The 23,791-nt window shown below is 59.2% G+C and carries 21 protein-coding genes; 11 read left to right on the top strand and 10 right to left on the bottom strand.

The genetic code is table 11. From position 1 onward, the window contains the following. Positions 1–4 precede the first annotated feature (4 nt). Both ACZCWR_RS33335 and ACZCWR_RS33330 read left to right on the top strand, forming a co-directional pair. Positions 5–844, top strand: coding sequence for a sugar phosphate isomerase/epimerase family protein (locus ACZCWR_RS33335; RefSeq protein ID WP_487306346.1), 840 nt, complete (start codon positions 5–7; stop codon positions 842–844). Positions 845–865: 21 nt separating this feature from the next. Continuing rightward, positions 866–2,173 carry an MFS transporter gene (locus ACZCWR_RS33330; RefSeq protein ID WP_487306345.1) on the top strand — a complete coding sequence of 436 codons (1,308 nt, stop codon included), beginning with the start codon at positions 866–868 and terminating at the stop codon, positions 2,171–2,173. Here ACZCWR_RS33330 and ACZCWR_RS33325 read toward each other — a convergent pair. Next, positions 2,165–3,580: an MFS transporter gene (locus tag ACZCWR_RS33325; RefSeq protein WP_487306344.1), complete on the bottom strand. Its 1,416-nt coding sequence runs from the start codon at positions 3,578–3,580 to the stop codon at positions 2,165–2,167. The genes ACZCWR_RS33330 and ACZCWR_RS33325 overlap by 9 nt on opposite strands. Positions 3,581–3,852: 272 nt before the next feature. Here ACZCWR_RS33325 and ACZCWR_RS33320 point away from each other — a divergent pair, with 272 nt between their 5' ends. Continuing rightward, complete coding sequence (locus ACZCWR_RS33320; protein WP_487306343.1) at positions 3,853–5,157, top strand: MFS transporter; 1,305 nt, start codon at positions 3,853–3,855, stop codon at positions 5,155–5,157. 860 nt (positions 5,158–6,017) lie between these two features. On the opposite strand, the gene ACZCWR_RS33315 is transcribed toward ACZCWR_RS33320, so the two are convergent. Then, positions 6,018–6,941 (bottom strand): LysR family transcriptional regulator, encoded by a 924-nt coding sequence (locus ACZCWR_RS33315; RefSeq protein WP_487306342.1) that lies wholly within the window; start codon positions 6,939–6,941, stop codon positions 6,018–6,020. A 161-nt stretch (positions 6,942–7,102) separates the two neighbouring features. Here ACZCWR_RS33315 and ACZCWR_RS33310 point away from each other — a divergent pair, with 161 nt between their 5' ends. From ACZCWR_RS33310 to ACZCWR_RS33290, 5 genes are read left to right on the top strand one after another with little or no spacing between them, the layout of a single operon-like run. Beyond that, positions 7,103–8,278, top strand: a complete 1,176-nt coding sequence (locus tag ACZCWR_RS33310; protein WP_487306341.1) for an L-rhamnonate dehydratase — start codon at positions 7,103–7,105, stop codon at positions 8,276–8,278. Between the two features lie 53 nt (positions 8,279–8,331). Then, the gene (locus ACZCWR_RS33305) at positions 8,332–9,642 is read left to right on the top strand and encodes an MFS transporter (protein WP_487306340.1); all 1,311 of its coding nucleotides are present in this window, start codon (positions 8,332–8,334) and stop codon (positions 9,640–9,642) included. A gap of 22 nt (positions 9,643–9,664) precedes the next feature. Beyond that, positions 9,665–10,666, top strand: a complete 1,002-nt coding sequence (locus ACZCWR_RS33300; RefSeq protein ID WP_487306339.1) for a 4-hydroxythreonine-4-phosphate dehydrogenase PdxA — start codon at positions 9,665–9,667, stop codon at positions 10,664–10,666. Between the two features lie 5 nt (positions 10,667–10,671). Continuing rightward, on the top strand, positions 10,672–11,628 hold the full coding sequence (locus tag ACZCWR_RS33295) for an amidohydrolase family protein (protein WP_487306338.1): 957 nt from the start codon (positions 10,672–10,674) through the stop codon (positions 11,626–11,628). Positions 11,629–11,658: 30 nt separating this feature from the next. Then, a complete protein-coding gene (locus ACZCWR_RS33290) occupies positions 11,659–12,579 on the top strand; it encodes a dihydrodipicolinate synthase family protein (protein WP_487306337.1) in 921 nt (306 codons plus the stop codon). An 11-nt stretch (positions 12,580–12,590) separates the two neighbouring features. Here the strand turns inward: ACZCWR_RS33290 and zwf are convergent, their stop codons facing one another. Next, on the bottom strand, positions 12,591–14,054 hold the full coding sequence (gene zwf, locus ACZCWR_RS33285; RefSeq protein WP_487306336.1) for a glucose-6-phosphate dehydrogenase: 1,464 nt from the start codon (positions 14,052–14,054) through the stop codon (positions 12,591–12,593). Positions 14,055–14,162: 108 nt separating this feature from the next. On the opposite strand from zwf, the gene ACZCWR_RS33280 reads away from it, so the two are divergent. After that, positions 14,163–14,552, top strand: a complete 390-nt coding sequence (locus tag ACZCWR_RS33280) for an ester cyclase (RefSeq protein ID WP_487306335.1) — start codon at positions 14,163–14,165, stop codon at positions 14,550–14,552. 2 nt (positions 14,553–14,554) lie between these two features. Here ACZCWR_RS33280 and ACZCWR_RS33275 read toward each other — a convergent pair whose 3' ends face one another. From ACZCWR_RS33275 to flhD, 4 genes are all read right to left on the bottom strand, one after another. Then, on the bottom strand, positions 14,555–15,493 hold the full coding sequence (locus tag ACZCWR_RS33275; RefSeq protein WP_487306334.1) for an alpha/beta hydrolase family protein: 939 nt from the start codon (positions 15,491–15,493) through the stop codon (positions 14,555–14,557). Positions 15,494–15,495: 2 nt separating this feature from the next. Next, the gene (locus ACZCWR_RS33270; protein ID WP_487306333.1) at positions 15,496–16,899 is read right to left on the bottom strand and encodes an HdeD family acid-resistance protein; all 1,404 of its coding nucleotides are present in this window, start codon (positions 16,897–16,899) and stop codon (positions 15,496–15,498) included. Positions 16,900–17,084: 185 nt separating this feature from the next. Further along, positions 17,085–17,699 (bottom strand): flagellar transcriptional regulator FlhC, encoded by a 615-nt coding sequence (gene flhC, locus ACZCWR_RS33265; RefSeq protein ID WP_487306332.1) that lies wholly within the window; start codon positions 17,697–17,699, stop codon positions 17,085–17,087. Positions 17,700–17,713: 14 nt separating this feature from the next. Beyond that, entirely contained in the window at positions 17,714–18,031 is a 318-nt protein-coding gene (gene flhD / locus ACZCWR_RS33260) for a flagellar transcriptional regulator FlhD (protein ID WP_487306331.1), read from the bottom strand. A gap of 1,006 nt (positions 18,032–19,037) precedes the next feature. On the opposite strand from flhD, the gene ACZCWR_RS33255 reads away from it, so the two are divergent. Then, positions 19,038–20,168, top strand: a complete 1,131-nt coding sequence (locus tag ACZCWR_RS33255; protein ID WP_487300626.1) for an IS481 family transposase — start codon at positions 19,038–19,040, stop codon at positions 20,166–20,168. A 137-nt stretch (positions 20,169–20,305) separates the two neighbouring features. Here ACZCWR_RS33255 and hpxZ read toward each other — a convergent pair whose 3' ends face one another. Further along, on the bottom strand, positions 20,306–20,686 hold the full coding sequence (gene hpxZ / locus ACZCWR_RS33250; RefSeq protein ID WP_487306330.1) for an oxalurate catabolism protein HpxZ: 381 nt from the start codon (positions 20,684–20,686) through the stop codon (positions 20,306–20,308). Positions 20,687–20,775: 89 nt separating this feature from the next. Beyond that, positions 20,776–21,372 carry a BPSL1445 family SYLF domain-containing lipoprotein gene (locus ACZCWR_RS33245; RefSeq protein WP_487306329.1) on the bottom strand — a complete coding sequence of 199 codons (597 nt, stop codon included), beginning with the start codon at positions 21,370–21,372 and terminating at the stop codon, positions 20,776–20,778. A gap of 215 nt (positions 21,373–21,587) precedes the next feature. Here ACZCWR_RS33245 and ACZCWR_RS33240 point away from each other — a divergent pair, with 215 nt between their 5' ends. Beyond that, entirely contained in the window at positions 21,588–22,100 is a 513-nt protein-coding gene (locus ACZCWR_RS33240; protein ID WP_487306328.1) for a septal ring lytic transglycosylase RlpA family protein, read from the top strand. A 6-nt stretch (positions 22,101–22,106) separates the two neighbouring features. Here ACZCWR_RS33240 and ACZCWR_RS33235 read toward each other — a convergent pair whose 3' ends face one another. Further along, positions 22,107–23,639, bottom strand: a complete 1,533-nt coding sequence (locus ACZCWR_RS33235; RefSeq protein ID WP_487306327.1) for a complex I subunit 4 family protein — start codon at positions 23,637–23,639, stop codon at positions 22,107–22,109. Between the last annotated feature and the right edge of the window lie 152 nt (positions 23,640–23,791).

Genomic DNA, 23,791 nt, shown 5'->3' with positions numbered 1-23,791 from the left:
TGTCATGCAGCAATTCAAGGTGTATCAGTCGCTTTGGGCCATGGAGCGCCGCCGTCCGGACGGCCTCGAATGGCCGCTCGACGAACAGTTGCGCATGATCCGCGACGCGGGCTATGACGGCGTGGGCGTGCGCTTTTTCGATTACGCGTTCGCCCGTCAGGTCACGCATACGTTGAAGGAATACGGCCTGACGTGGCAGGCGCAGTGTTATCCGCAAACGGTGGATGACCTCAAGCCGATCATCGAGCATGTGCAGGAGTTGGGCGCGGATCACATCAACCTTCAGCCCGATGTCAGGCCGCATACGCTCGAAGCATGCATTCCGCTGATCGAAGGATGGCGGCGCCTCGCGCACGATGCGGGCATTGCCGTGCATATCGAAACGCATCGCAACCGCATGACGACGGACCTGTTCTTCATGTTGCGTCTGCTCGATTGCTTTCCGGATTTGAGGCTCACCGGTGATCTCTCGCATTACGTCGTCGGACGCGAATTCGAATGGCCGGTGTCGAAGGAGAACCACGCGTTGATGCATCGCGTGCTCGACAACTGCTGGGGCTTGCATGGACGCGTCGCGAGCCGCGAACAGATTCAAGTGCAAATCAGCTTCGAGCAACACAAGGAATGGCTCGATCTTTTCATGGGCTGGTGGGAATACGGGCTGCGAAGCTGGCGGCGTCGCGCGCCGCCCGATGCCGTGTTCACGTTTCTCTGCGAACTCGGGCCCAAGGAATACGCGATGACCGACCGCAACGGCCACGAACTTTCGGACCGATGGGAAGAAGCGCTGATGCTCAAGAGCCTTGTAAAAGACCTTTGGGCAAGGATCGAAAAAGAAGATTGAGATAATCAAAGGAGACAACCGATGAACGATGCAGCCATCGAGAGAGCCGATTCTTCGGGTTCGGCCCGCTGGATCAGGATCACACTGGTGATCTTTCTCATGTACACGATCTCGTACTTCGACCGGACCAATATTGGGCTTGCGTTGCCATCGATCCGGCGCGAACTCGGCATGGATGCGACGCATGCCGGTTTGGTCGGCGGCATCTTCTTCTGGGGTTATGTCATCACGTTTCTTGCGGGCGGATGGCTCGTGTCGCGCTTTGGTGCAAGACGTGTCGTGCTCGTGTGTCTGATCTGCTGGGGCGCAGCCGCGATGGCCACCGGACTCGTTAGGACCGTGAACGAATTGTTCGCGGTCAGACTCGTGCTCGGTGTTGCGGAAGGGCCGGTGTGGGCGTCGGCATCGAGTTTGACGGCTGCGTGGTTCACACGTCGCGAGCGCGGCAAGGCGTTCGGCTTTTGGACCGTCAGTTCGCCGCTTGGCGCGTTGCTGGCCGGGCCGATCTCGGGCTATCTGCTCGCGCATCACGACTGGCGCGCGATGATGATTATCGAAGGCCTTCCTGCATGGCTCTGGGCCGTCGTGTGGTGGTCCAGCATTCCGAAGAACATTGCGTCCGCGCGCTGGTTGTCGGACGATCAGAAGTCGGGGCTGCTGCGTGTGCTCGCGCAGGAACAGGCCGAGTTCACCGAGGTCAAGTCGCGCTCGACCCTTCGCCGCGTGCTCTCGCTCAAGGCCACGTGGTTTCTCGGCGCGGGCTTTTCGATGATCAACCTCGTTGTTTATGGCTTCATGCTGTGGCTGCCGACATCGATTGCATCGTCAGGCCAGCATCTCGGGCCGGTCGAAGTCGGCATCTTCTCCGCGTTTCCGTGGGCGGCGTGCATCGTCGGCATTTTGCTGGCGACGCGCAGTTCGGACCGCTATCAGGAGCGGCGCCTGCATGCGGGCGTGCCGATCGTCATCGCCAGCGTGTTGTTGATGATCGCGGCCAACGTGCCGTCGTCATCGTTCGGGTTGCGCATGGCGCTGTTCACCGCGATGGGCTTCTTCCTCGAGATGTTCCTCCCGCTCATCTTCGTCTACGTGACCGAGTTGCTGTCCGCCGCCGATGCCATCGTTGCGACCGCCGTGATCGGTGCGTTCGGCAATCTCGTGGGCGGCTTCGTCGGGCCGACGCTGGTCGGCATGCTCGCGGGCAAGGGCACGGATTTTCAGTTTCCGTTTTCGGTGCTCGCGTGCTTTGGCGCGGTCGGCGGTGTGTTGATACTGTGCGCGCGGCCGCATCGCGAAGCGGCGACCGAAGCGCTTGCGGAATCAACGTGACGCGCCGCTCAATTTGTGTCCCGCATCGTGCGACAGCTTCACATAGCCGTAGATCGACACGAGCGTGAGCACGCCTGCGCACAGGAACGCGAAGCGGAAATCATCCAGCGTGAACGCGTGCGTACCGACCTTGCCATGAAACGACGATGCCGCGCGCAACGCCAGCGCGCCAAACGCGATACCCAGGCCGATGCTCATTTGCGCGGCCGCATTCCACATGGTGTTCGCGCCGCTCATTTGCTGCGGCGGGACATCGGCGTAAGCGAGCGTTGCCAGCGATGAAAACTGCATGGAACGCGTCACGCCATAGACGAAGATGACGAGCAACGTGAGCGCAAGCGGCGACGCGGGCGTGAGCATGCCGCACGCAATCGTGAACAGCCCGCACACGATGCAATTGATGATCGCCACATTCCTGAAGCCGTGTTTTCTGAGGATGGCGCTCGTCAATGCCTTCATGCCGAGATTGCCGACTGCGCTCGCGAGCAACAGCATCCCCGATTGAAACGCCGATAGACCGAAGCCGATCTGAAACAGCAGCGGCATGAGATACGGCACCGCGCCGATGCCGATGCGCGTGAACGTCCCCGTAATCACCGTCACCGAAAACGTAGGAATCCGCAGCGTTGTGACATCGATGAGCGGATGTTGCCGTCCCAGCGCATGCCGATACGCAATCGCGCCGATGACCAATCCGACCACGATCACGCCGAGACCGAGCCAAGGATTCGTATCCGGCTGGCTCGCCGTATCCGCGCCATACAGAATGGCCGTGAGCGCAAGACCGCTGAGAATGAGGCCGCCCACATCGAACGGACGCCTTTCTTCGCTGCGCAGATTCGGCACCCACTTGAGCACGGCGAACAGCACGACCAGACACACCGGCAGATTCAGCAGAAAGATCCAGCGCCACGAAGCATACGTGGTGATGAATCCGCCAATCGGCGGCCCGACCACCGGCGCGACAATGCCGGGCCATGTGATGGTCGAGATCGCCTGCATCAAATGCTTCTTCTCGATGCTGCGCACCACGGTCAGTCGGCCCACCGGCACCATCAGCGCCCCGCCGATGCCTTGCAGCACGCGCGCCGCCGTGAACTGCACTGTGTCCTGCGAAATGCCGCACAGAAGCGACGCCAGCGTGAACGTCACGATGGCCGTGAAGAACACACTGCGCGAGCCGAAGCGGTCCGCCACCCATCCGCTTGCAGGAATAAAGATAGCCAGCGCGATCATGTACGCGCTCATGCCGAGACTCAGCGCGTTCGGGCTGGTATTGAACGAATGCGCCATTTGCGGCAACGCCGTCGCAATGATGGTGGTGTCGAGATACTCCATGAAAAACGTCGCGGCCACGACGTAGGGCAGCGGGCCGAGCGAGACATTTTGAGTGGTCCGGTCTTTCATGTTCTGGTTGTGAGCGGTGTCGATGCCGTGAAGACGGATGCTATCAGTTATCCGTTTTTTTCATGCGTGAAGTAAATACATTGGCGCGCATCTAAATGAATGCTACAACGAAAAACCTCGCAGCGATAACCACAGGGAATCGTCCCATAAGCCAATTTCAATAGACGGCTATCACGCTTTTCTCCAGACTTCGTGGCGTCGGACCGTGCATAGATGCGGTCCGCCCTCGAAAAAAGCGCGTTCAAGCGCAATGGTCAGGAGGAGACAAAGCCATGCTGCATCGCCCCAAAGTCACCCGGTCGGTCCTCGCGCTGATGTGCGCGATGTCCTTCATCATGTATCTGGATCGCGTGAATCTGTCCGCTGCGGCGGGTTTGATTCGCGATGATCTGCATCTCTCCAATACCGATGTCGGCTTCGTGTTCGGCGCGTTCGCCTATACGTATGCGATCTGCCAGGTCATCGGCGGATGGTTCAGCGACCGCATGGGCGCGAAGACCACGCTCGTTATTTGCGCGACGATCTGGATCATCGCGACGATTGCAACGGGCTTCGCGGGCGGCGTGGTGTCGCTGTTCTGCGCGCGCATGTTGCTGGGCGTGGGCGAAGGCGCGGCATTGCCTGCGCAGGCGCGCGCGCTCGTCAACTGGTATCCGGCGAGCAAGCGCGGCTTCGTGCAGGGCTTGACGCATTCGTTCTCGCGGCTCGGCAATGCGCTTACGCCGCCATTGATTGCGATGCTTGTCGCGTTCGCTTCGTGGCGTGCTTCGTTTCTGCTGGTCGGCGCGTTGACGGCGGTGTGGGTCGTGGTTTATGCGTGGTACTTCAAGGACGATCCGCGCAAGCATCGGCATATCACGGCGGAAGAGGTGGCTGCATTGCCGCCGGAGACGGTGGCATCCGCGAAGAAAACGCGTGAGCCGACGCCGTGGAAACGGCTTATCAAGCGCATTGGGCCGACCATGATGGTGTATTTCTGCTACGGCTGGACCGGATGGCTGTTCTTCACGTGGCTGCCAACGTTCTTCATGCACGGGCGCGGCCTCGATCTCAAGAGTTCGGCGCTGTTTTCTGCGGGCGTGTTTTTGTCGGGCGTGGTCGGCAATACGGCGGGCGGCGTGCTGTCGGATCGCATTCTCAAGCGCACCGGCAACGTGGTGGCGGCGCGGCGCAACATGATTATCGTGGCGTTTCTTGGGGCGCTGGTGTTTCTCGCGCCGGTGATGATCGTGCATTCGTTGCCGGTGATGGCGGCATCGCTCAGTCTGTCGTTCTTCTTCCTCGAGATGACCATCGGGCCGATCTGGGCCGTGCCGATGGATATCACGCCGAAGCACGTGGGTATCGCGAGTGGGTTGGTGAATGCGGGTTCGGCGATTGCGGGGATTTTTTCGCCTATTGCGTTTGGGTTTATTGTGGATCGTACGGGGAACTGGACGTTGCCGTTCGTGGGATCGTTAGGGCTGCTGGCGGTGGGGATTGTGATGACTTTTTTTATGCGGCCGGATATTCGGTTGGATTCGGTCGAGGACGATTCGAGCGGAAATGGGTTGAGGCTGGCGGAGTCGCGCCATTAAGGGGTGTTTGGTGATGCTCGGATGTTGTTGTGTTTATGTCGTGGAAGGGGCTGCTTCTGTTTGTGTTTTTATTGCAGTAGCCGCCTCCCCGGCGGGGGGGTAACTTTCTTTGCTGCTGCAAAGAAAGTCACCAAAGAAAGCAGCTTTTACCCCTCCGCACGCTGGCTGGAAAGGGTGGCCTGGATTAACGATGCAGTGGCCGCAATAGGACTTTCCTCGGCTGGTTTAGCGCGTGGGCAACCTCGCGATTTCGCGCTCGAATCCTTAGGGCTTAGTGGTCCGCAGTCATTCATTCGGCCATGCGCTTCGCGCGCCGAGAATTTTAGAACGGAATCCCGCAGCGTATCAGCGCCCAGCCACCTCATACCTCGCCGCTATGTCGTCATTCGGCCCTACCTTGGTAAGCGCTGCTGGGCAAAGCGTGCATACCAACGCAAGTCACCTTTTAGTCGGAGCACTAACCAAGGTAGGGCCGAATAGCAATCTTGCGGGGAAGCGTGAGGTGGCTGGGCGCCTATAGGCTGCGGGGTTCCGTTCTAAAGCTCTCGGCGCGCGAAGCGCATGGCCGAAAGAACGAGCGCGAACCACAGAACTAAGAGAATTCGAGCCCGCAATCGCCAGGTTGCCTAACCGGCTTGTTATGCGTGGCAAGTCCTATTGCGGCCACTGTATCGTTAATTCAGGCCACACTTTCCAGCCAGCGGGCATGGGGGTAAAAGCTGCTTTCTTTGGTGACTTTCTTTGCAGCAGCAAAGAAAGTTACCCCCCCGCCGGGGAGGCGGCTACTGCAATAAACGCCCAACCAACAGCAGCCCTTTGCACAAAAGAAAATTCAAGTGCCACTATCAACAACTAAGCCCTCAAGCCCCCCGAATCGCCTCAATAACCAACTGCGTCGCCGGACTAATCCTCCGATTCTTCCGCAACACAAGCCCATAAGGCGCGAGCCTCCCACGCAACCCCGTGGACAACGAAGCAATCGTCTTGAGCGACGCATAATAATCCGCCACCGAAGCGGGCAAGACCGCGAGCATGTCCGAGTCCCGCAGCAACGAAAGCGTGGTAAGAATCGATGAAGTCTCCACAGTACTCACCGGCGGACTCACACGCGATTCGCGAAACGTCTGATCGATGATCTCGCGCATCGGGCTGGGATGCGGCTGCACGATCCACCCGAACTTCGCCAGTTCCATGAGCTTCGGTTTGCCAACCATCGAAAGCGCGGGATGATCCGGCCGCGCGACAATGGCAAGCGCTTCTTCCGCCAAAGTCTCGAAACTCAAATCCTGCGCGGGATACCCATACGGAATGCGCCCCACGACGATATCGAGCTGATCCTGCTGCAAGGCCTGCACGAGCACATCGCTCGTATCGATCTGCACGCCGATCTGCAAACGCGGATGAGCGGTCTTCAGTTGCACGATCACGCGCGTGAGCAAATCCGGCGCAGGCGCCATTACCGCACCGATGCGTACCTTGCCTATATCACCAGCCTCGATAGCCGCGAGTTCCTCGCGCAACTCATCGAGATCCTCGAACACCACGCGCGCATAACGCATCACCGCTTTGCCATAAATGGTCGGCTCCATGCCGCGCGCATGCCGCACAAACAGTGATACGCCGATGGTGTCCTCAAGCTCTTTCAATGCCTTGGTCGCGGCGGGCTGCGTCATCGCGAGATCGTCGGCGGCGCTGCGCAGCGATTCGGTTTCGGAGAGCGCCGTCATCAATTGCAAATGGCGCAGGCGAAGTCTTTTTCTAATAGTCGATGCAGGCGCGATCATGTTTAGGCAATAACCCTTAGAGCGATAACCACCGGCAATAAGCCGATGCAAATAATTCAATAGTCAGTTATCGCGGAGTTTCGCACACTAGCGCTACCCGAAAACAGCCGCGCAAACCCTCGCATGGTGCGGCGCAACTCAAATCGACGGAGACAGGCAACATGAAGATCAAGCATGTCCGCGCACGTGTATTCGAATGGAAAGGCAAGGTGGTGCCGCCGCAATCGCACTTCTGCACGAATGCAACCGACATTCTTTTCGAACGTGGCGATGCAATGGGTTCGTTCCGCTTTCACGGCTGGCTGGTAGTTGAAATCGAATGCGACGACGGCACCATCGGCATCGGCAATTGCGCGCTTGCGCCGCGCGTGGCCAAGCAGATCGTCGATGAATACCTCGCGCCCATCGCCATCGGCGAAGATCCGTTCGATCACGAATACATCTGGCAGAAGATGTATCGGCGCACGCTTGCATGGGGCCGCAAGGGCATCGGCATGGCGGCGATTTCGGCGATGGATATCGCCATTTGGGACATCATGGGCAAGGCCGTGAAGAAGCCGGTGTTCAAATTGCTCGGCGGCCGCACGAAAGAAAAGATCTGGTGCTATGCATCGAAGCTCTATAACAACGATAACCGCGATGCCTTTCTCGCCGAAGCGCAAGGCTATCTCGACCAGGGCTTCACGGCCATGAAAATGCGCTTCGGCTACGGTCCGAAGGACGGCCCGAAGGGCATGGCGAAGAACCTCGAACAAGTGCGTCTGCTGCGCGAACTCGTGGGCGATGAAGTGGACGTCATGGTCGAATGCTACATGGGATGGACGCTCGAATACGCGCGCCGCATGCTGCCGCGTCTGGCCGAATTCAATCCGCGCTGGCTGGAAGAGCCTGTGATCGGCGATGACATCGAGGGCTATCAGGAGTTGAAGAAGATGAACATCGTGCCGATCTCCGGCGGTGAGCACGAGTTCACGGTCTATGGCTTCAAGGACTTGCTCGAACGCCGTGCGGTCGATGTCATTCAATACGATACGAACCGCGTGGGTGGCATCACTGCTGCGCGCAAAATCAATGCAATGGCCGAAGCGTGGTCGGTGCCGGTGATTCCACATGCAGGCCAGATGCATAACTACCATCTCACGATGGCGTCCACCGCAAGCCCCATGTCCGAGTTCTTCCCTGTCTTCGACGTGGAAGTGGGCAACGAACTGTTCTACTACATTTTCGATGGCGAGCCGCAGCCGGAAAACGGCTTCCTGCAACTCTCCGATGAAACGCCGGGCCTCGGTCTCACGCTCTCGGACAAACATCTGAGCGACTTCAATATCATCGAATAAAAGCGCTTGATACGCGGGCCAAAGCAGCCCGCGACAAGGCATAAGGAGGCGACATGGAAAGCAGGATGGAGGCCCGCGCCGCCACGCGCGATGCAGCAATCGCAGAACGGGCGACGGGCGTGCGGTGGCGCATCTTCGGCGTGGTATTTCTCATCACGCTCATCAATCTGGTCGATCGCATTTCACTGTCGATCGCCATGCCGACCATCGCCAAGGAGTTCGAACTATCCCCGGCGATGCAGGGCCTCATCCTCTCCAGCTTCTTCTGGTCCTACGCGCTGTTGCAGATTCCCGGCGGATGGCTGATTGACCGCTTCGGTGCGCGCCGGGTCGTTGCGGGCGCTACTGTTTTATGGGGCTTGTTTCAGACGTTGATGGGCGCGGCAACCGGTGGACTTTCCATGCTCGTCATGCGCGTTGGACTTGGCGCCGCCGAAGCGCCGCTGTTTCCCGCAGGCAGCAAGCTCAACGCGCTGTGGCTCTCGAAGAAGGAACGCGCACGCGGCGCGGTGCTGATGGACGCAGGCTCGCCACTGGGCGCGGCCATCGGCGGGCTCGCGATCTCGAACCTTATCCTCATGTTCGGTTCGTGGCGCACGGCGTTCGTCGTTGCGGGTATCGCGACCATTGCGTGCGGCTGGCTCGCATGGCGCTATCTGCGCGACGATCCCGCGAAGCATCCCGGCGTGAATGGCGCGGAACTGGATCATATCCGCGATGGCGCGCCCGCGCTGGCAAGCGCTGCGGTGCAGGCGAGCACGCACGTGCAGGAATCGCCCTTGCCGCTGCGCTCCACGGTTGCGATGTGCGTGGGCCGCATGGCGTGGGCGATGATTTTCTTCGGTCTCCTGACATGGGGTCCGACGTATCTCACGAAGGCACGCGGCCTGAGTCTGTCGCAGATTGGCGCGGCGACGTTTCTCATCTTTCTGGCGGGCGCGTGCGGTTCGCTCACAGGCGGTTTTCTCTGCGATGCGCTGTGCTCATGGGGCTTCTCGCGCGGCAAGGTGGTGAAGAGCATGATCGGCGTATCGGGCCTGGCGACGCTCGCCGTGTTCGCCGCGCTGCCGGGCATTTCGTCGCCGGTGACAGCGGTCGCGGTGCTGTGCGCGGCGGCGTTCGTGCTGTTGTGGGGCAGTCTCTACTGGAGCTTGCCTTCGTTGCTCGCAAGTCCGGGGCGCGTGGGCCTGCTCGGCGCATGCATGAATTGCGCGGGCAGCGTCGGCGGCATTTCCATTCCGCTCATCACAGGCTTTATTCTTCAGCGCACCGGCTCGTTCGATGCGGTGCTGCACTTCTACAGCGTGTGCGCGCTCGTCTATATCTTCGGATCGTTGGCAATCGATCTGCGGCACACGCGCTGAAACTTAAACAAAGGCAAATACGATGAAACCACTCATTGCAGTGCTGCTCGGCGACCCCGCCGGCATCGGTCCCGAACTCATTGCGCGTCTGATCGCGCGGCCCGAGAATCGCGCGCGCGCCGACTTCGTCATCATCGGCGATAAGCGTGAACTCGATCTCGGCATGGAGATCGCGCAACAACGCTTCGAGTACACCGTGGTCGATGACGAAGCCCACGCGAAACGCGATACCGACGTGCCTTCGCTGATCGACTTCCGTCTCGCCGACGATGTGCCCTACGAGCGCGCCGTCTCCACCGAACGCGGCGGCCGTTACAGCCTGGAAGCCTTTAAAAAGGCCCTCGCAATGACGAGCGCGAATCGCACTCAAGCCATGTTGTTCGCGCCTGTCAACAAGACCTCGCTGCACATGGCGGGCATGGAAACGAACGACGAGATGGAATGGTTCGCGCGTCAACTCGATTACAGCGGCGCGTTTTGCGAGTTCAACGTACTCGATGAATTGTGGACTTCGCGGGTGACCTCGCATATCGCTTTGAAAGACGTGAGCGATAAATTATCAGAACAACGTATCATCGGCGCGGTGCAACTTATTCATGATGGACTGAAGCGCGCGGGCATTGCATCGCCACGTATTGCGGTGTGCGGCTTCAATCCGCATAACGGCGACAACGGCGCGTTCGGCCGCGAAGAGATCGACGTGATCGCGCCTGCCGTCGAAAAGGCGCGATCGCTCGGTTATGACGCGCAAGGCCCGTTTCCCGCGGACACCATCTTCGTGCGCGCACGCGATCAGAAAGCGTTCGACGGCGTGGTGACCATGTACCACGATCAAGGCCAGATTGCGATGAAGCTCATGGGCTTCTGGCGCGGCGTGACGGTGCATGGCGGCCTTCCCGTGCCGATCTCCACGCCTGCACACGGCACCGCATTCGACATTCACGGCAAGGGCCGCGCGGATGTCGGCGCCACGCAAAAGGCGTTCGATATCGGCGTGAGCATGGCGCAGGACCGGCTGGGCTGAGCATCATGATGCAAGAGCATATCGAGGCCTTGCGCGAGGGCTTCCTGCAAAGCGGGAACGACGACGATCTGCCCATCGTGGATGCGCATCATCACTTCTGGGATCTGGAGCGCAACTATCATCCGTGGCTGCGCGACTTGCCGCGCATCGCGTTTCGTTACGGGGATTACGAATCCATTTGCCGCGACTTTCTGCCGGATCATTACTTCGCGCAGGCGGGGAATCATCGCATCGTCAAGACGGTTATGATGGAAGGCGAATGGGACGCGCACGATCCGGTGGGCGAAGCGCGCTGGGCGACGGCGTTGCATCAGCGCACCGGGTTGCCGAATGCAATGGCCGCGCAGATATGGCTCGACCGCGATGATGTGGCGGATGTGCTCGCGGCCTATCGTGATCTGCCGCTGGTGCGCAGCGTGCGGCAGAAACCGAAGACGGTCGCGCGCGAAGCGTATCGCGATGATTATCACGCGCCCGGTTCCATGCGATGCGACCATTGGCGGCGCGGTTATGCATTGCTCGAACGAAGCGGTCTGATGTTCGAATTGCAGGCGCCGTGGTGGCATTTCGAAGAGGCTGCTGAACTCGCGCGTGATTTTCCGGCGACGACGATCATCGTCAATCACACCGGTTTGCCTGCGGACCGAAGCGAAGAAGCGCTTGCTGCATGGCGTAAATCGGTCGATGCACTCGCGCGTCATCCAAACGTATGGCTCAAGATTTCGGGTATCGGCGAACAGAATGTGCCGTGGAGCATTGAGCGCAACCGCTCCGTCGTGTGCGATGCAATAAAAAGCTTCGGTGTGCAACGGTGCATGTTCGCCAGCAATTTTCCTGTCGATAGCCTTGTCGTGACGCTCGATGATCTCTTCAACGGCTTCAAGGCAATGGTCGAAGACCGCACGCGTGAGGAACGTCTTGCGCTCTTTCACGACAACGCGTGCGCGCTTTATCGCATCTAGATTCATCCATAAAAGAGGAGACGTTCTCACATGGCTGCACCCGTTTATCGTGGCGTGTTCCCCGTCGCGCCTACCATTTTCGACGACACGGGCAAGCTCGATCTCGAAGGCCAGAAGCGCGCCATCGATTTCATGATCGATGCAGGGTCGCACGGCATCTGCATACTCGCGAACTTCTCCGAGCAATTCGCGCTATCCGATGCCGAGCGCAACACGGTGCAGCGTACCGTGCTCGAACACGTCGCGGGCCGCATTCCGGTGATCGTGACGACCACGCACTTTAGTTCGCATGTCTGCGCCGAACGCAGCCGCACAGCGCAAGACGCGGGCGCGGCGATGGTGATGGTCATGCCGCCGTATCATGGCGCGACTATCCGCGTGAGCGAGCGCGGTATTCAGGAGTTCTACCAGCGTGTGTCGGATGCCATCGACATTCCCATCATGATTCAGGATGCGCCCGTGGCGGGCACGCCGTTGTCCGCGCCGTTTCTCGCGAAGATCGCGCGTGAAGTGGAACATGTGTCGTACTTCAAGATCGAAACGGCGCAGGCTGCTTCAAAGCTGCGCGAGTTGATCGAACTCGGCGGCGATGCAATTGTCGGTCCGTGGGACGGCGAGGAAGCGATCACGCTGATTCCCGATTTCGATGCAGGCGCGACCGGCGCAATGACCGGCGGCGGCTATCCCGATGGCATTCGCAAGATCGTGGATGCCTATGCGTCCGGCGACACAGAGAAGGCCGCTGCGCTCTATCAGGAATGGCTTCCTCTCATCAATTATGAGAACCGGCAATGCGGGCTTGCCGCGTGCAAAACCTTGATGAAAGAAGGCGGCGTGATTCGCTCGGATGCGGTGCGTCATCCGTTTGCGCCAATGCATCCCAAGGTGCGGGAAGGGTTGTTCAAAGTGGCGAAGCGGCTCGATCCGCTGGTGCTGCGCTGGGGCAATTGATCAGGGTTGCTTCAACTCCCCAACGCATTCGGATCTCTCCACACCCGCTCGAACGGCAAACGCCACGCATGCGGCGCGACAAGTTGATGAATCGCATTCGGCCCCCACGAACCCGGCGAATAAAGCCGCACGGGCGGGGGCGAATCGATCAGCGCAGTCGACACTTCCCACAAGCGTTCGATGCCTTCCGCCGTAGTAAAAAGCGTGCGGTCGCCGCGCATGGCATCGAGGATCAGCCGTTCGTAGGCTTCGAGCACATCGCCGATCAGGCCGGTATCGCGCATGGCGAATTGCAGGCTTAGTTTGTCCAACCGCATGCCGGGACCGGGACGCTTGCCGTAAAAAGAAAGCGACATCTTCGATGCATCCGCGAGATCGAAGGTCAGATGATCGGGGCCTTGCGAACCTACGCCCGAGCCTGCGGGAAACATGCTCTTGGGCGGTTCGCGAAACGCAATCGAAATGATGCGTTGTCCTTCGGCCAAACGCTTTCCGGTACGCAGATAGAAGGGCACGCCTGCCCATCTCCAGTTATCGATCGAACATTTGAGCGCAATGAACGTCTCCGTTTCCGACTCGGGACTCACGCCTTCCTCCGCGCGATAGCCGGTGTACTGTCCACGCACCACATGCGCGGGTTCGATCGGCTGCATGCAGCGAAAGACTTTGTTCTTCTCCTCGCTGATGGGCGATGGTTCGAGCGATGTCGGCGGTTCCATCGCCACGAACGCGAGAATCTGAAAGAGATGCGTCACGACCATGTCACGAAACGCACCGGTCTGTTCATAGAAGCCGGCGCGTTTGCCAAGACCGAGTGTCTCAGGCACATCGATCTGAATATGATCGATGAAATTGCGATTCCAGATCGGCTCGAATAACCCATTCGCAAAGCGAAACGCGAGAATGTTCTGCGCAGGCTCTTTGCCGAGAAAGTGATCGATGCGAAAAATCTGCTGTTCTTCGAATACCTCATGCAGCCGCGCATTGAGTGATTTCGCCGTGGCCAGATTGGTGCCGAACGGCTTTTCCATGATGATGCGCGAGCGTTCGACGAGTCCCGCGTCCTTGAGCAAGGCCACCGCCGACAGCGCCGCATTGGGCGGCACGCTGAGGTAATGCAGACGCTGGCATTCGCCATCGAAGCTTCGCTCTGCGTTCTCCATTTCCGCCTTGAGCGCTTCAGCGCCCGCTGTCAGCGGCACATAACTCAGATTGGCCGCGAAGGTTTCCCACTCGTCTTGCGTGACCTTGCGCGTGGAGAATTCATCGAGCGCGCCTTTCGCGATCTTGCGAAAGCCTTCGATATCGATATCGTCCAACGCGACCGCGATGATCTTGCAACCGGGAATGAATCCCGCATTGGACAGATGAAACAGACCGGGCAATAACTTACGTCGTGAAAGGTCGCCCGTTGCGCCGAACAACACGACGACTTGCGGCATTTTGGGACCTACGCCAGCGGATATCTTGGCCATCGTGGGAGTCCTTCGGTTGTGCGGCTTCCCGTGAGTATCGCTGAATTAAAGGCGGTATGTCAGGCTGTGCAAAAATGGTTTCATCGAAAATTCATTGCGGAGAAGATCATGACGAAAGATGAGTTGATCGAAATCTATCGGGCCTATCTGGACTGTCTCAACCGTCGTGACTGGGATTCGCTGCATCGTTACGTCGAAGCCAACGCGGTGCATAACGAAAACGTGCTTGGCGTCGAAGGCTATCGCGCCATGCTCGAACGCGATGTCCGCGAGATACCGGACCTGCAATTTCATGCGGAATTCGTGATGGCCGATCCTCCCTTCATTGCGTGCCGGCTAAGATTCGACTGCGCGCCGGCGCATGTTTTTTTAGGCTTGAATGTGGATGGCAAGCGGATCGTCTTTACCGAGAACGTATTCTATGAGTTCCGTGATGGAAAGATCGTTCAAGTGTGGTCGGTGCTCGACAAGAGCGCGATAGAAGCGCAATTGCGTTAAATTCAGTGCAGGGCGCTTTTGAAGAATTGCACGATCTCTGCATTGAATTGTTCATGGAATGCTTCGCGATCGAAGCCCGGATGACTCATGCAGATATCCGGCTTCATCTGCTTGAGGCGCGCATTGCAAGGCGGCAGGAAATCGTAATGGCCTGCATCGGCGACGACATGATATTCGGGCGGGCGCGGAAGATTGGCGCGTATCGCTTCCTCATAGAATGGATTCGGTTGATGACGATCGTCGGCCGCGCGCCAGAGCTGAATGGGAATGTGCACATGCTCAAGGCTTTCCTTGCCGAACGTGAAGCCGAACGCGGGAGCGGCAATCACCGCCGCGTCTATGCGTGAATCCGATACCCACGCGTTAGCGGGAATATTCGCGACATGATCGGGATCGACGCCCGCATGCGCGAGTGTTTCGCATAGATCATGCTGCGGATGAGCATGACAATATGGCGCGATAGCGAATAGGTTCGGCTTACCGCCCGCAGCCACGAGCACCGTGAATCCGCCGTTGGAAAAGCCGAACACGCCAATGCGCGTGCTATCCACATGCTCATGGCCGGACCATTCCGCGAGCATGAAATCCACTAGCCGATGAAGCTGTGCCGGACGACGCCACAATTCGAGCACATGCGATTGATCGTCGAACGTGTCGCCTGCATGACTCACTGCAGCCGCCACGAAGCCCGCATGAGCGAGTGCGATGGCCGTGTCGCGATGAGCATCGTATGAGCCACCGCCGCCGTGAGAGATGACAATGAGCGGCCGCGTGTGGCTGGCAGTGAGTGCATCGGACGGATACCAAATTCCCGCGATCAAAGGCGGTTCAGTGCCATTGGCAATAGCGACTTTTTCGAATGCGACATCGGCGGCAAGGCATCGTGTGGCAAAGACGATAATCACTAAAGCAAGCAATCGTTTCACGAGCATGCGCCTCATGCTTAACCGAAACCTGCATCCACACCTTCGCGCGTGGCTTCCTCTTCTTCCTCTTTCCACTTCTTTCTCGACCGATACATCGTGCCGAGCGCCATGCGCGCCATCTTGACCCAACCCGAACGTCGCGGGTCTGCCAGCATGCTCAAGGCGCGTGCATAGTCGAGTGTGAGACCGGGCGTCCATGCCATCGTGGCCGCACGTTTGCGCACTTGCGCAGCGACCCATAATTCGGGCGTCGTCATGATGCGCCAGAGCGGACGCCATCCGCCGCCCTGACTCCATACGCGCGCCGATGCGCCTTCGATTGCCGCTTCCAGTGCGCGCGCCACCGTGCTTGAACAATTGCGATAGGTAAGGTTATAGGTCGTATCGCGCCGATACTCGCGCCAGAAACGCGCAAGCCTTTCGGGATCGTAATTGCGTATGCGTACCTGCATCGTGGAGGGACACCATGCTTTCGATTCTGTTTCGTAGTCCGGTTGATACATGCCGGGCACGTCGTTCTCGCGTGTGGCCCGCAGGATGCGCGAAAACTCGTCTGGCGAGCGGTCTATTTCCACCGATGGATACAGGCTGATATAGATGCCCTCGGGCGTTTCGAGCGCGGCATGGCCGGTCGAGATCGTGCCGTTGCGATCCACCGCCGCGATATAGCGATCGATGATCAACTGCCTGCGCGGCTGTTCCTTCGAACTGCCAACGGGCGTCCATACATGCACGGTAAGCGCGGCTTCATCGGGGCCGGGCGGGCCGTCCCAGACGCGGCCTGCGAAGTCGGGGCGCGCGGCCGGTGCGGGTGCGGTGCTCGTGTTCGCATCAATATCGATGTCCTTACTATCGACCGCCGGATTGCGCGCAAGCCGGCTCACGCGCATGGCGAGCAGCAGCATGTTCCATCCGCCGAAGAAAAGCCCGAAGGCCACGCAATACGCGACCGTGCCCGCATACCAGTCGGGATAAGGCTGATAAAAGAAAATGGCGATCAGTATTTCCAGCACGCCGCTTGCTGCCGCGAGCTTCCATCGACGAAAGCGCACTATGCGCGCGGAGATGATCTGCAATGTGCCATCGACCAGAAACAGCGTGCCGAAGATGAGTGACAACACGAAATTGCCATGGTCGCCGCCGACCAGCACCAGCAAGGCCGACACACAAAACGTCGCGCCCTTCACATAGCGCAGCGTGCGTTGCCCGCCCATGCCTGTCCATGCAATGGCAAGCGTGGCGAGTCCTTCGAGCAGCAGGATCAGGGCGAAGGGAACGATAGGGAAGTAGAGCGAGCCGTCGAGCGCATCCGTGAAGATGACTGCGCCGAGTGCAATGCTCAGCGCGCCGAGCACCATCACTTCGCGCCAGCGCGTGCGCAGATAGTCCACGCCAAGCAGGATCATGACGAGGCGAACCATCGCTTCCCCTTGAGAACGACCGCTCGATGCCTTGTGACAGTCACACGCCGCGCTCAAGGCCACGTCGCGGCTAGTGACTATATAAGGCATGCGAGGTCAACGGGCAAGCGTTGAGTGCGTCATCGTTCAGGACGCTTCGTCGGCGTTACGTATTACGAAACATCCTGGTGACGATGCTTTTAAGCTCAGGCGGCTTCTACTGACATTTCGAGCGGCGTCTCGATGAGTTCTTCGTCGTTGACCGCTGCGAACGCCTGCATGGCTGCGCGTGCCGCGGCCTTCCTTGTCTTGCCCGCGCGCGATGGCGGCTGACAGGCGCCGCACACCACACCGTGCTGCAGATCATGCTTGTGCGCGACGAACTTTCCCGTGCAGCGGCAACAGGGCGTCAGCTGAAGCATTTCCGCTTCGAAGAAGCGCACGAGCGTCCATGCGCGTGTCAGGTCGAGGACCGGTTCCGCTTCACTGCGCTCGCAATGTTCGAGATAGAGGCGGTATCCCTTCGTGAGTGCGTCGAGATGCGAACAACTCGCTTCCTTCTTCAGGAACAAATACGTATTGAAGAACAGCGATGCGTGGATGTTCGGCAGCCACGGCATGTACCAGTCGGCGGAGAAGGGCAGCATGCCCTTGGGCGGCGATGCGCCTCGCACTTCGCGGTAAAGGCGAATCAGCCGCTCGCGCGAGAGTTTCAGTTCGCTTTCGAGCACTTGCATGCGCGCCCCGAGTTCGATGAGTGCGATGGCGCGAAACACTTCTTGCGCGTCCTCGGCGAGGCTTTTCTTGTTGATCGTATTCATGAGCAGAGCCCGCTTCAGATCAGCGATTTCGCGGGCTGTCCTGCCATCAGGATGGCCGCGTGCGTGGAGGCGATATCCGCATGTTTCGGTGGCTGCGTGAGCGCGGATAACAGCATGTGGTCATTGAAGCGGAATGCGCACAGCATTTGATCGGAGGAGGCAAGCTTGACGACCTGAGGCAGCGACAGGCTGATGACCAGATCGGCGACTTCGGCGGACAGGCCCAGGCGGAACATGCCGGTCGCGCGGTCTTCGCGCAGGATGCGTTGGGCGAGGATGAGATAGGAGAGGTTGATTTCGCGGATGCTTTCTTGGATGTCGAGACTGTTCATGGCTTTGGCCCCGGATTTTAGGCTTTCCTTCTTAGTGCTCTCAGGATTTGCTTTTGGATTGTTTTTTAAAACCAGTGATTTCAGTTTAGGCAGATGAGTCGGTTAGATCAATGCTCTGAGGAATATTTTTATTTATGGATTAGGGATGATGGTTTAGGCTTTGGTATGCGTAAATTTTTCTTTATGTTTTGCGGTGGTGGTGGGGATTTTCCGATTTTGTTTGGGCTTGGGCTTCTCTTGGTTGTGCTGTTTATTCAGTAGCCGCCTCCCCGGCGGGGGGTAACTTTCTTTGCTGCTGCAAAGAAAGTCACCAAAGAAAGCAGCTTTTTACCCCATGCTCGATGGCTGGAAAGGGTTGGTCTGGATTAACTGATGCAGTGGCCGCAATAGGACTGTTCACGCATAACTTGCCGCATAGGCAACCTCGCGATTGCGCGCTCGAATTTTCTAGCCTAAGTGGACCGCGCTCATGCTTTCGGCCATGCGCTACGCGCGCCGAGAGAGTAAGAGCGGAACCCCGCAGCGTATTAGCGCCCAGCCACATCAAGCCACATCGCACCTCTCCCATTGGGCATTACCTTGGTTAGCACTTCCATAAAGAGAAGACCCAAAGCGTTAGGCTTTGCTCAAAGTGCTGACTAAGGTAGGGCCGAATAGCAAAAGAGCGGAGAAGCGTGATGTGGCTGGGCGCTTATAGACTGCGGGATTCCGTTCTAAAGTTCTCGGCGCGCGCAGCGCATGGCCGAAAGAATGAATGCGGTCCACTAAGCGTTGGTGATTCGAGCGCGTGATCGCCAGGTTGCCCAAGCGACTTGTTATGCGAGGGAAGTCCTATTGCGGCCACTGCATCGTTAATTCAGGCCACACTTTCCAGCCAGCGTGCTTGGGGGTAAAAGCTGCTTTCTTTGGTGACTTTCTTTGCAGCAGTGTATAGACGGGAGACATCGCTGACAAACGTACGAGGACATGGTTGACACTTTCGGGTACTGAAACCCCGGTGCCGACCATGACTTGGAACATAAAAGACACGATGAGCCTGCGACAAGAATTCGTTCATTTGGCCACTCAACACACCCTCACGATGACGGAGTTGTGCGAGCGCTTCAACATCAGCCGGCAGACCGGCTACAAATGGCTCAAGCGGGGCGAACAGGCGCTGGCCGATCGCTCGCGCCGTCCCGCCAGCAGTCCTTCGAAGAGTTCTGAGGCTATCGAGCAGGAAGTGGTTCGACTGCGTCTGGCCCATCCGTGCTGGGGCGGACGCAAAATCAGCCGACGCCTTCAGGATCTGGGCTTTGAAGGGGTGCCGCACCCCAGCACCGTGACTTCGATCCTGCATCGGCACCAACTCATCCTGCCGGCCGAGTCGGCGCGGAGCGAGCCCTGGAAGCGCTTTGAGCACGCGCAGCCCAACGCGCTCTGGCAGATGGATTTCAAGGGACACTTCGAGACGCTGGACAAGCAGCGCTGCAGTCCGCTGACCGTGCTCGATGACCATTCGCGCTTCAATATCCTGCTGCGTGCCTGTGGCCCGACCGACACCGCAGCCGTGCAGGCGGGGCTGTGCGAGGCGTTCGCACGGTATGGCTTGCCTGCGCGCATCAACACCGACAATGGTGCGCCGTGGGGCTCGCCCAGCAGTCCGGGGCAACTCACCGAACTGGCGGTGTGGCTGATCCGGCTGGACATCGGCATCAGCTACAGCCGGCCCTATCACCCGCAGACCAATGGCAAGGAGGAACGGTTTCACCGCACCCTGAAGGCCGAAGTCCTGAACGGGCGATGCTATGAGAACCTGGAGCGCGTGCAGACGGTGTTTGAGCGCTGGCGCATCGTCTATAACTGCGAGCGGCCGCACGAGGCAATCGGCATGGCCACCCCCGAGAGCCGTTATCGGGCAAGCTCGCGCGCGTATCCCTCCGTCCTGCCGGAGATCGAGTACAGCCCGGACGACGTGGTGATGAAGGTCAGATCGGGTGGGCGCGTGGACTTCGAAGGACGACGCATCAAGCTATCCAACGCGCTTTATGGGCTGCCGGTTGCGGCTCGTGCAAAGCCGGGTGAAGACGGGGTATTTGACGTCTGGTTTGCCCATCATCGGATCATGACACTTGACCTGAGGAGCGAAAAAGCCTGACCATAAAACTGTCAACGATGTCCTCGTACATCTGTCAACCATGTCTCCGGTCTATACACAGCAGCAAAGAAAGTTACCCCCCCGCCGGGGAGGCGGCTACTGCATAAAAAGCCCAAAAACCAGCAGCCCCTTCACCCTCACCCCTGCATCCAACTAACATGAGCACAAACAACCCTCCACCCATCCGAAACCCGAACCCAAGTCTGACTCTGCCTCCCAACCCGAGCCTCTCCTTCGCGTCGAAACTCGATATTCGCAACAGCAAAATCATCGCCATAACTTGTCACGACCCGCGACGTGACAGAACGCGCAAGCCCCTTCCCCGGCCGCGCCGCGCGAAACCCCTTGATCGCCTCATAGCCATAGAGATTCTCCGTCGCCCCATACCGCAAAGTCAGCGGCGAATCAAAAAACAGCCTGTCGAGCGTCTCGACATCGTTAGTCACGAGCGCATGCTCATAAGCATCGAACGCGGCATTCACTTCGGCGAGCACATCGGGCTTGTTGATAGCGTTCATGCAGTCATTCCATGAATTCGTGTGATGTCGTTAAACGAAGGCGGCAACGGGCAATACCGAACGCATGATCGAAGCCACCGCTTGAAGCGTCAAGGACTCATCAGCCGCGTGATCTTCGTGCCGTCGAGCGTGACGCCGGCCATGAGACCCGCATTCGTCAGCACGAAGACTTCCACGGGACCGGTCGCGGTGGTCGTATCGAGTTGACCGTTCGCGCCGATCTTGAGCACGGCGACGGTGGCATCCGTGCCGGCTGACCAGCCGTTGCGATCGCGGAATTGCGCGAGGGCATCGTCGGTCAGGAACACGAAGATCAGCGCCTTCGATTGCGCGCCGATCTGCAAGCCGAACGAACCGCCCACGAGGTTGTAGTAACCCTGCGTCTGTCCATCCACGCGCAACGCGCCTTCGCCGTATTGCGCGCCTACCCAGAAACCCGCTGCCAATACACGCGGAAAAACGAGCACGCCGCGCGCCTTGCCGACGAGTTCGCGCGATCCCGGCACCGATGCATACAGGCGTTGCATGGTGGCATCCGCCGCGGCGTCGATGGCTTTGAAACGATCGGCGGTGCCGGCTGCATTGTCGTCGGCGGAAGGGCCGGTTGTCGTGCATGCGTTCAGTGCGAGCGCGGTCAGTGCAACACCGCCTGCGAGAAAGAGACGTCTCTTGTTCTTTTGGCTCATACGTTTCTCATGATGACTTGTTATTAGGCTCATGAACTATACAGGCTGTCATCGCGCGAGATCAAAGAACTTCCATAATGTGCAGACGGAAACGGTTCGAAACGTGCTACTTCGCTTGTCGCCATGCAGGGACTCGCATGACATACAAAACGATCTGAACTTTCGGATTCACAATCATTCCGCCCGTCATCATCGACGGGTTGAGGAGGTGTGGCATGACGCCAAAAGTCTTCTCGGTTGATGCGCGCCATCGTCGGCGGATCATGACATGTGCGGCGCTTGTTCTATCGGGCTGGTTGAGCACAGCGTTCGCGGCGGACGAGGCGGCATCGACAAATACGAGCCATGCGGACCACAAAGCCGCGCAAGGACATAACCTCGATCGCTCCGGCAAGCCGCGTAAGGGCAAAGCATCTTATTACGGCAAAGACTTCTATAAAAAGAAAATGGCCGATGGCACGAAGATGAATCCGCAATCCAACGTCGCCGCGAGCAAGACGCTTCCTATCGGCACCAAGGCGCGCGTGACGAATCTGGAAAACGGCAGCAGTCAGGTCGTGGAGATCCGCGATCGCGGGCCTTATGTCGATGGCCGGATCGTCGATGTCACGCCGCAGACGGCGGACAAGCTCGGACTCAAGAAAGACGGCACCGCGCCGGTCGAAGTGAAACCGATCGCGGTGCCGCAGGCAGATGGCAGTGTGAAGCCGGGCGCGGGCGCTGAATAAGCGCGCTTAGCCGGGCTTGCGCTCGGATGTCGCTTCGCGATGCGCGTCGAACGAAGGCGAGTTGGCATCGTCCGGCAGCGAGGAGCGTTGCGTGGCCGAGAGCACATCCACGACCGACGGGCCGATGGCATCCGTGAATGTCTTGGGATGCACGCCGATGGCGAGCACCAGCACGGCGAGCGCGCCGAACAGCACGAACTCGCGACGGCCGAGATCGCGCAGGCGCGCGACGCGTTCGTTCTTCACGCGTCCGAACATCACGCGCTTGTACATCCATAACGTGTATGCAGCGCTTAGGATGAGCGAGAGCGAGGCGAGTGCTCCGATCCAGAAGTTGAAGCGGATCGCGCCCATCAGCACGAGAAATTCGCCGACGAAACCCGAGGTGCCCGGCAGGCCGACGTTCGCCATGGAGAAGATCATGGCGTAGGTGGCGAAGCGCGGCATGGTGTTGGCGACGCCACCGAAGGCATCGATTTCACCGCTTTTGGTGCGGTCGAACAGCACGCCGGTACATAGCAGCATGGCGCCGGAAACCACGCCATAGGACAGCATTTGCATGACCGCGCCTTCCGTGCCGAGGCGGTCGAACGTGAAGAGACCGAGCGTGACCAGACCCATGTGCGCGAGCGCGGAGTATGCGAGCAGCTTGCGCATGTCGGTCTGCGCGAGTGCCACCAGACTGCCGTAGATGACCGCGACGAGCGACAGCGCGATCATCGCCGGGGCGAAGAAGTGCGACGCGTCCGGCACGATGGGCAGCACGTAGCGCAACATGCCGTAGCCGCCGATCTTCAGCATGCCGAGCAGCACGGCCGCGCCGGTGGGACCTTCGGCGTTGACATCGGGCAGCCACGTGTGGAGCGGGAACATCGGCACCTTCACCGAGAATGCCGCGATGAAGCACGCGAACACCACGAGCTGCGGCACGAAGCCGAGCTTCAGGTTGCGCCATGCGTCGATGTCGAAGGTATGCGCCTGCGTCCACAGATAGATGAGCGCGGCCAGCATGGCGAGCGAACCGAACAGCGAGATGAAGAAGAAACGCAGCGCCGCGTAGACGCGCTTGTCGCCGCCCCAGGTGCCGATCAGCAAATACAGCGGAATGAGCGTGGCTTCGAAGAACACGAAGAACAACATGCCGTCGAGCGAGACGAACACGCCCTGCATGCAGCCCGAGAGCACGAGAAACGCGCCGTAGTACTGCGCGACCTGCTTCGTCACCGACTCCCACGACGCGATGAAAACGATCAGCGTGGTCACAGCCGTGAGCACCGTGAACCACAGCGAGATGCCATCGACGCCGAGATGGTAGGAACTGCCGAACTGCGGCAGCCAGTCCACGCGTTCGACGAACTGCATGCCGCCCGAGGTCGAATCGAACTGCTGAAGCAACTGGACCACCGGCAAGAGGCCGATGAGCGCGCCGAACATCGCGACGGCGCGCGCGAGCGTGGCCGACGGGCTGAACGTGAACACGAAAATTCCCGACACCACTGGAATCCAGATGAGAAAGCTGAGAACTGACGGCAGATGCATAGGCTTGGTGATTTTCGGGCGCAAAGGCGGCCCACACGCCAGATGGCGTGTGGGCTCAAAGTGCGCGGGATGACAAGCGGATTACGGGCGGGACGGAAAGCGCGATGGAACGAAACCGTTGAAACCAGTTTGTAACCTGAGACGCGAGCCGA

It is taken from the genome of Caballeronia sp. A2-2 (genome assembly GCF_057612605.2).
Note: the sequence above shows the minus strand (reverse complement) of the source record. Positions and strands in the feature narration are given on the sequence as shown.

Excerpts from the sequence above, each read along its gene's own strand:
- ACZCWR_RS33335 (WP_487306346.1), top strand. The coding sequence starts at position 5 with ATGCAGCAATTCAAGGTGTATCAGTCGCTTTGGGCCATGGAGCGCCGC.
- ACZCWR_RS33330 (WP_487306345.1), top strand. The coding sequence starts at position 866 with ATGAACGATGCAGCCATCGAGAGAGCCGATTCTTCGGGTTCGGCCCGC.
- ACZCWR_RS33325 (WP_487306344.1), bottom strand. The coding sequence starts at position 3,580 with ATGAAAGACCGGACCACTCAAAATGTCTCGCTCGGCCCGCTGCCCTAC.
- ACZCWR_RS33320 (WP_487306343.1), top strand. The coding sequence starts at position 3,853 with ATGCTGCATCGCCCCAAAGTCACCCGGTCGGTCCTCGCGCTGATGTGC.
- ACZCWR_RS33315 (WP_487306342.1), bottom strand. The coding sequence starts at position 6,941 with ATGATCGCGCCTGCATCGACTATTAGAAAAAGACTTCGCCTGCGCCAT.
- ACZCWR_RS33310 (WP_487306341.1), top strand. The coding sequence starts at position 7,103 with ATGAAGATCAAGCATGTCCGCGCACGTGTATTCGAATGGAAAGGCAAG.
- ACZCWR_RS33305 (WP_487306340.1), top strand. The coding sequence starts at position 8,332 with ATGGAAAGCAGGATGGAGGCCCGCGCCGCCACGCGCGATGCAGCAATC.
- ACZCWR_RS33300 (WP_487306339.1), top strand. The coding sequence starts at position 9,665 with ATGAAACCACTCATTGCAGTGCTGCTCGGCGACCCCGCCGGCATCGGT.
- ACZCWR_RS33295 (WP_487306338.1), top strand. The coding sequence starts at position 10,672 with ATGATGCAAGAGCATATCGAGGCCTTGCGCGAGGGCTTCCTGCAAAGC.
- ACZCWR_RS33290 (WP_487306337.1), top strand. The coding sequence starts at position 11,659 with ATGGCTGCACCCGTTTATCGTGGCGTGTTCCCCGTCGCGCCTACCATT.
- zwf (WP_487306336.1), bottom strand. The coding sequence starts at position 14,054 with ATGGCCAAGATATCCGCTGGCGTAGGTCCCAAAATGCCGCAAGTCGTC.
- ACZCWR_RS33280 (WP_487306335.1), top strand. The coding sequence starts at position 14,163 with ATGACGAAAGATGAGTTGATCGAAATCTATCGGGCCTATCTGGACTGT.
- ACZCWR_RS33275 (WP_487306334.1), bottom strand. The coding sequence starts at position 15,493 with ATGAGGCGCATGCTCGTGAAACGATTGCTTGCTTTAGTGATTATCGTC.
- ACZCWR_RS33270 (WP_487306333.1), bottom strand. The coding sequence starts at position 16,899 with ATGGTTCGCCTCGTCATGATCCTGCTTGGCGTGGACTATCTGCGCACG.
- flhC (WP_487306332.1), bottom strand. The coding sequence starts at position 17,699 with ATGAATACGATCAACAAGAAAAGCCTCGCCGAGGACGCGCAAGAAGTG.
- flhD (WP_487306331.1), bottom strand. The coding sequence starts at position 18,031 with ATGAACAGTCTCGACATCCAAGAAAGCATCCGCGAAATCAACCTCTCC.
- ACZCWR_RS33255 (WP_487300626.1), top strand. The coding sequence starts at position 19,038 with ATGACTTGGAACATAAAAGACACGATGAGCCTGCGACAAGAATTCGTT.
- hpxZ (WP_487306330.1), bottom strand. The coding sequence starts at position 20,686 with ATGAACGCTATCAACAAGCCCGATGTGCTCGCCGAAGTGAATGCCGCG.
- ACZCWR_RS33245 (WP_487306329.1), bottom strand. The coding sequence starts at position 21,372 with ATGAGCCAAAAGAACAAGAGACGTCTCTTTCTCGCAGGCGGTGTTGCA.
- ACZCWR_RS33240 (WP_487306328.1), top strand. The coding sequence starts at position 21,588 with ATGACGCCAAAAGTCTTCTCGGTTGATGCGCGCCATCGTCGGCGGATC.
- ACZCWR_RS33235 (WP_487306327.1), bottom strand. The coding sequence starts at position 23,639 with ATGCATCTGCCGTCAGTTCTCAGCTTTCTCATCTGGATTCCAGTGGTG.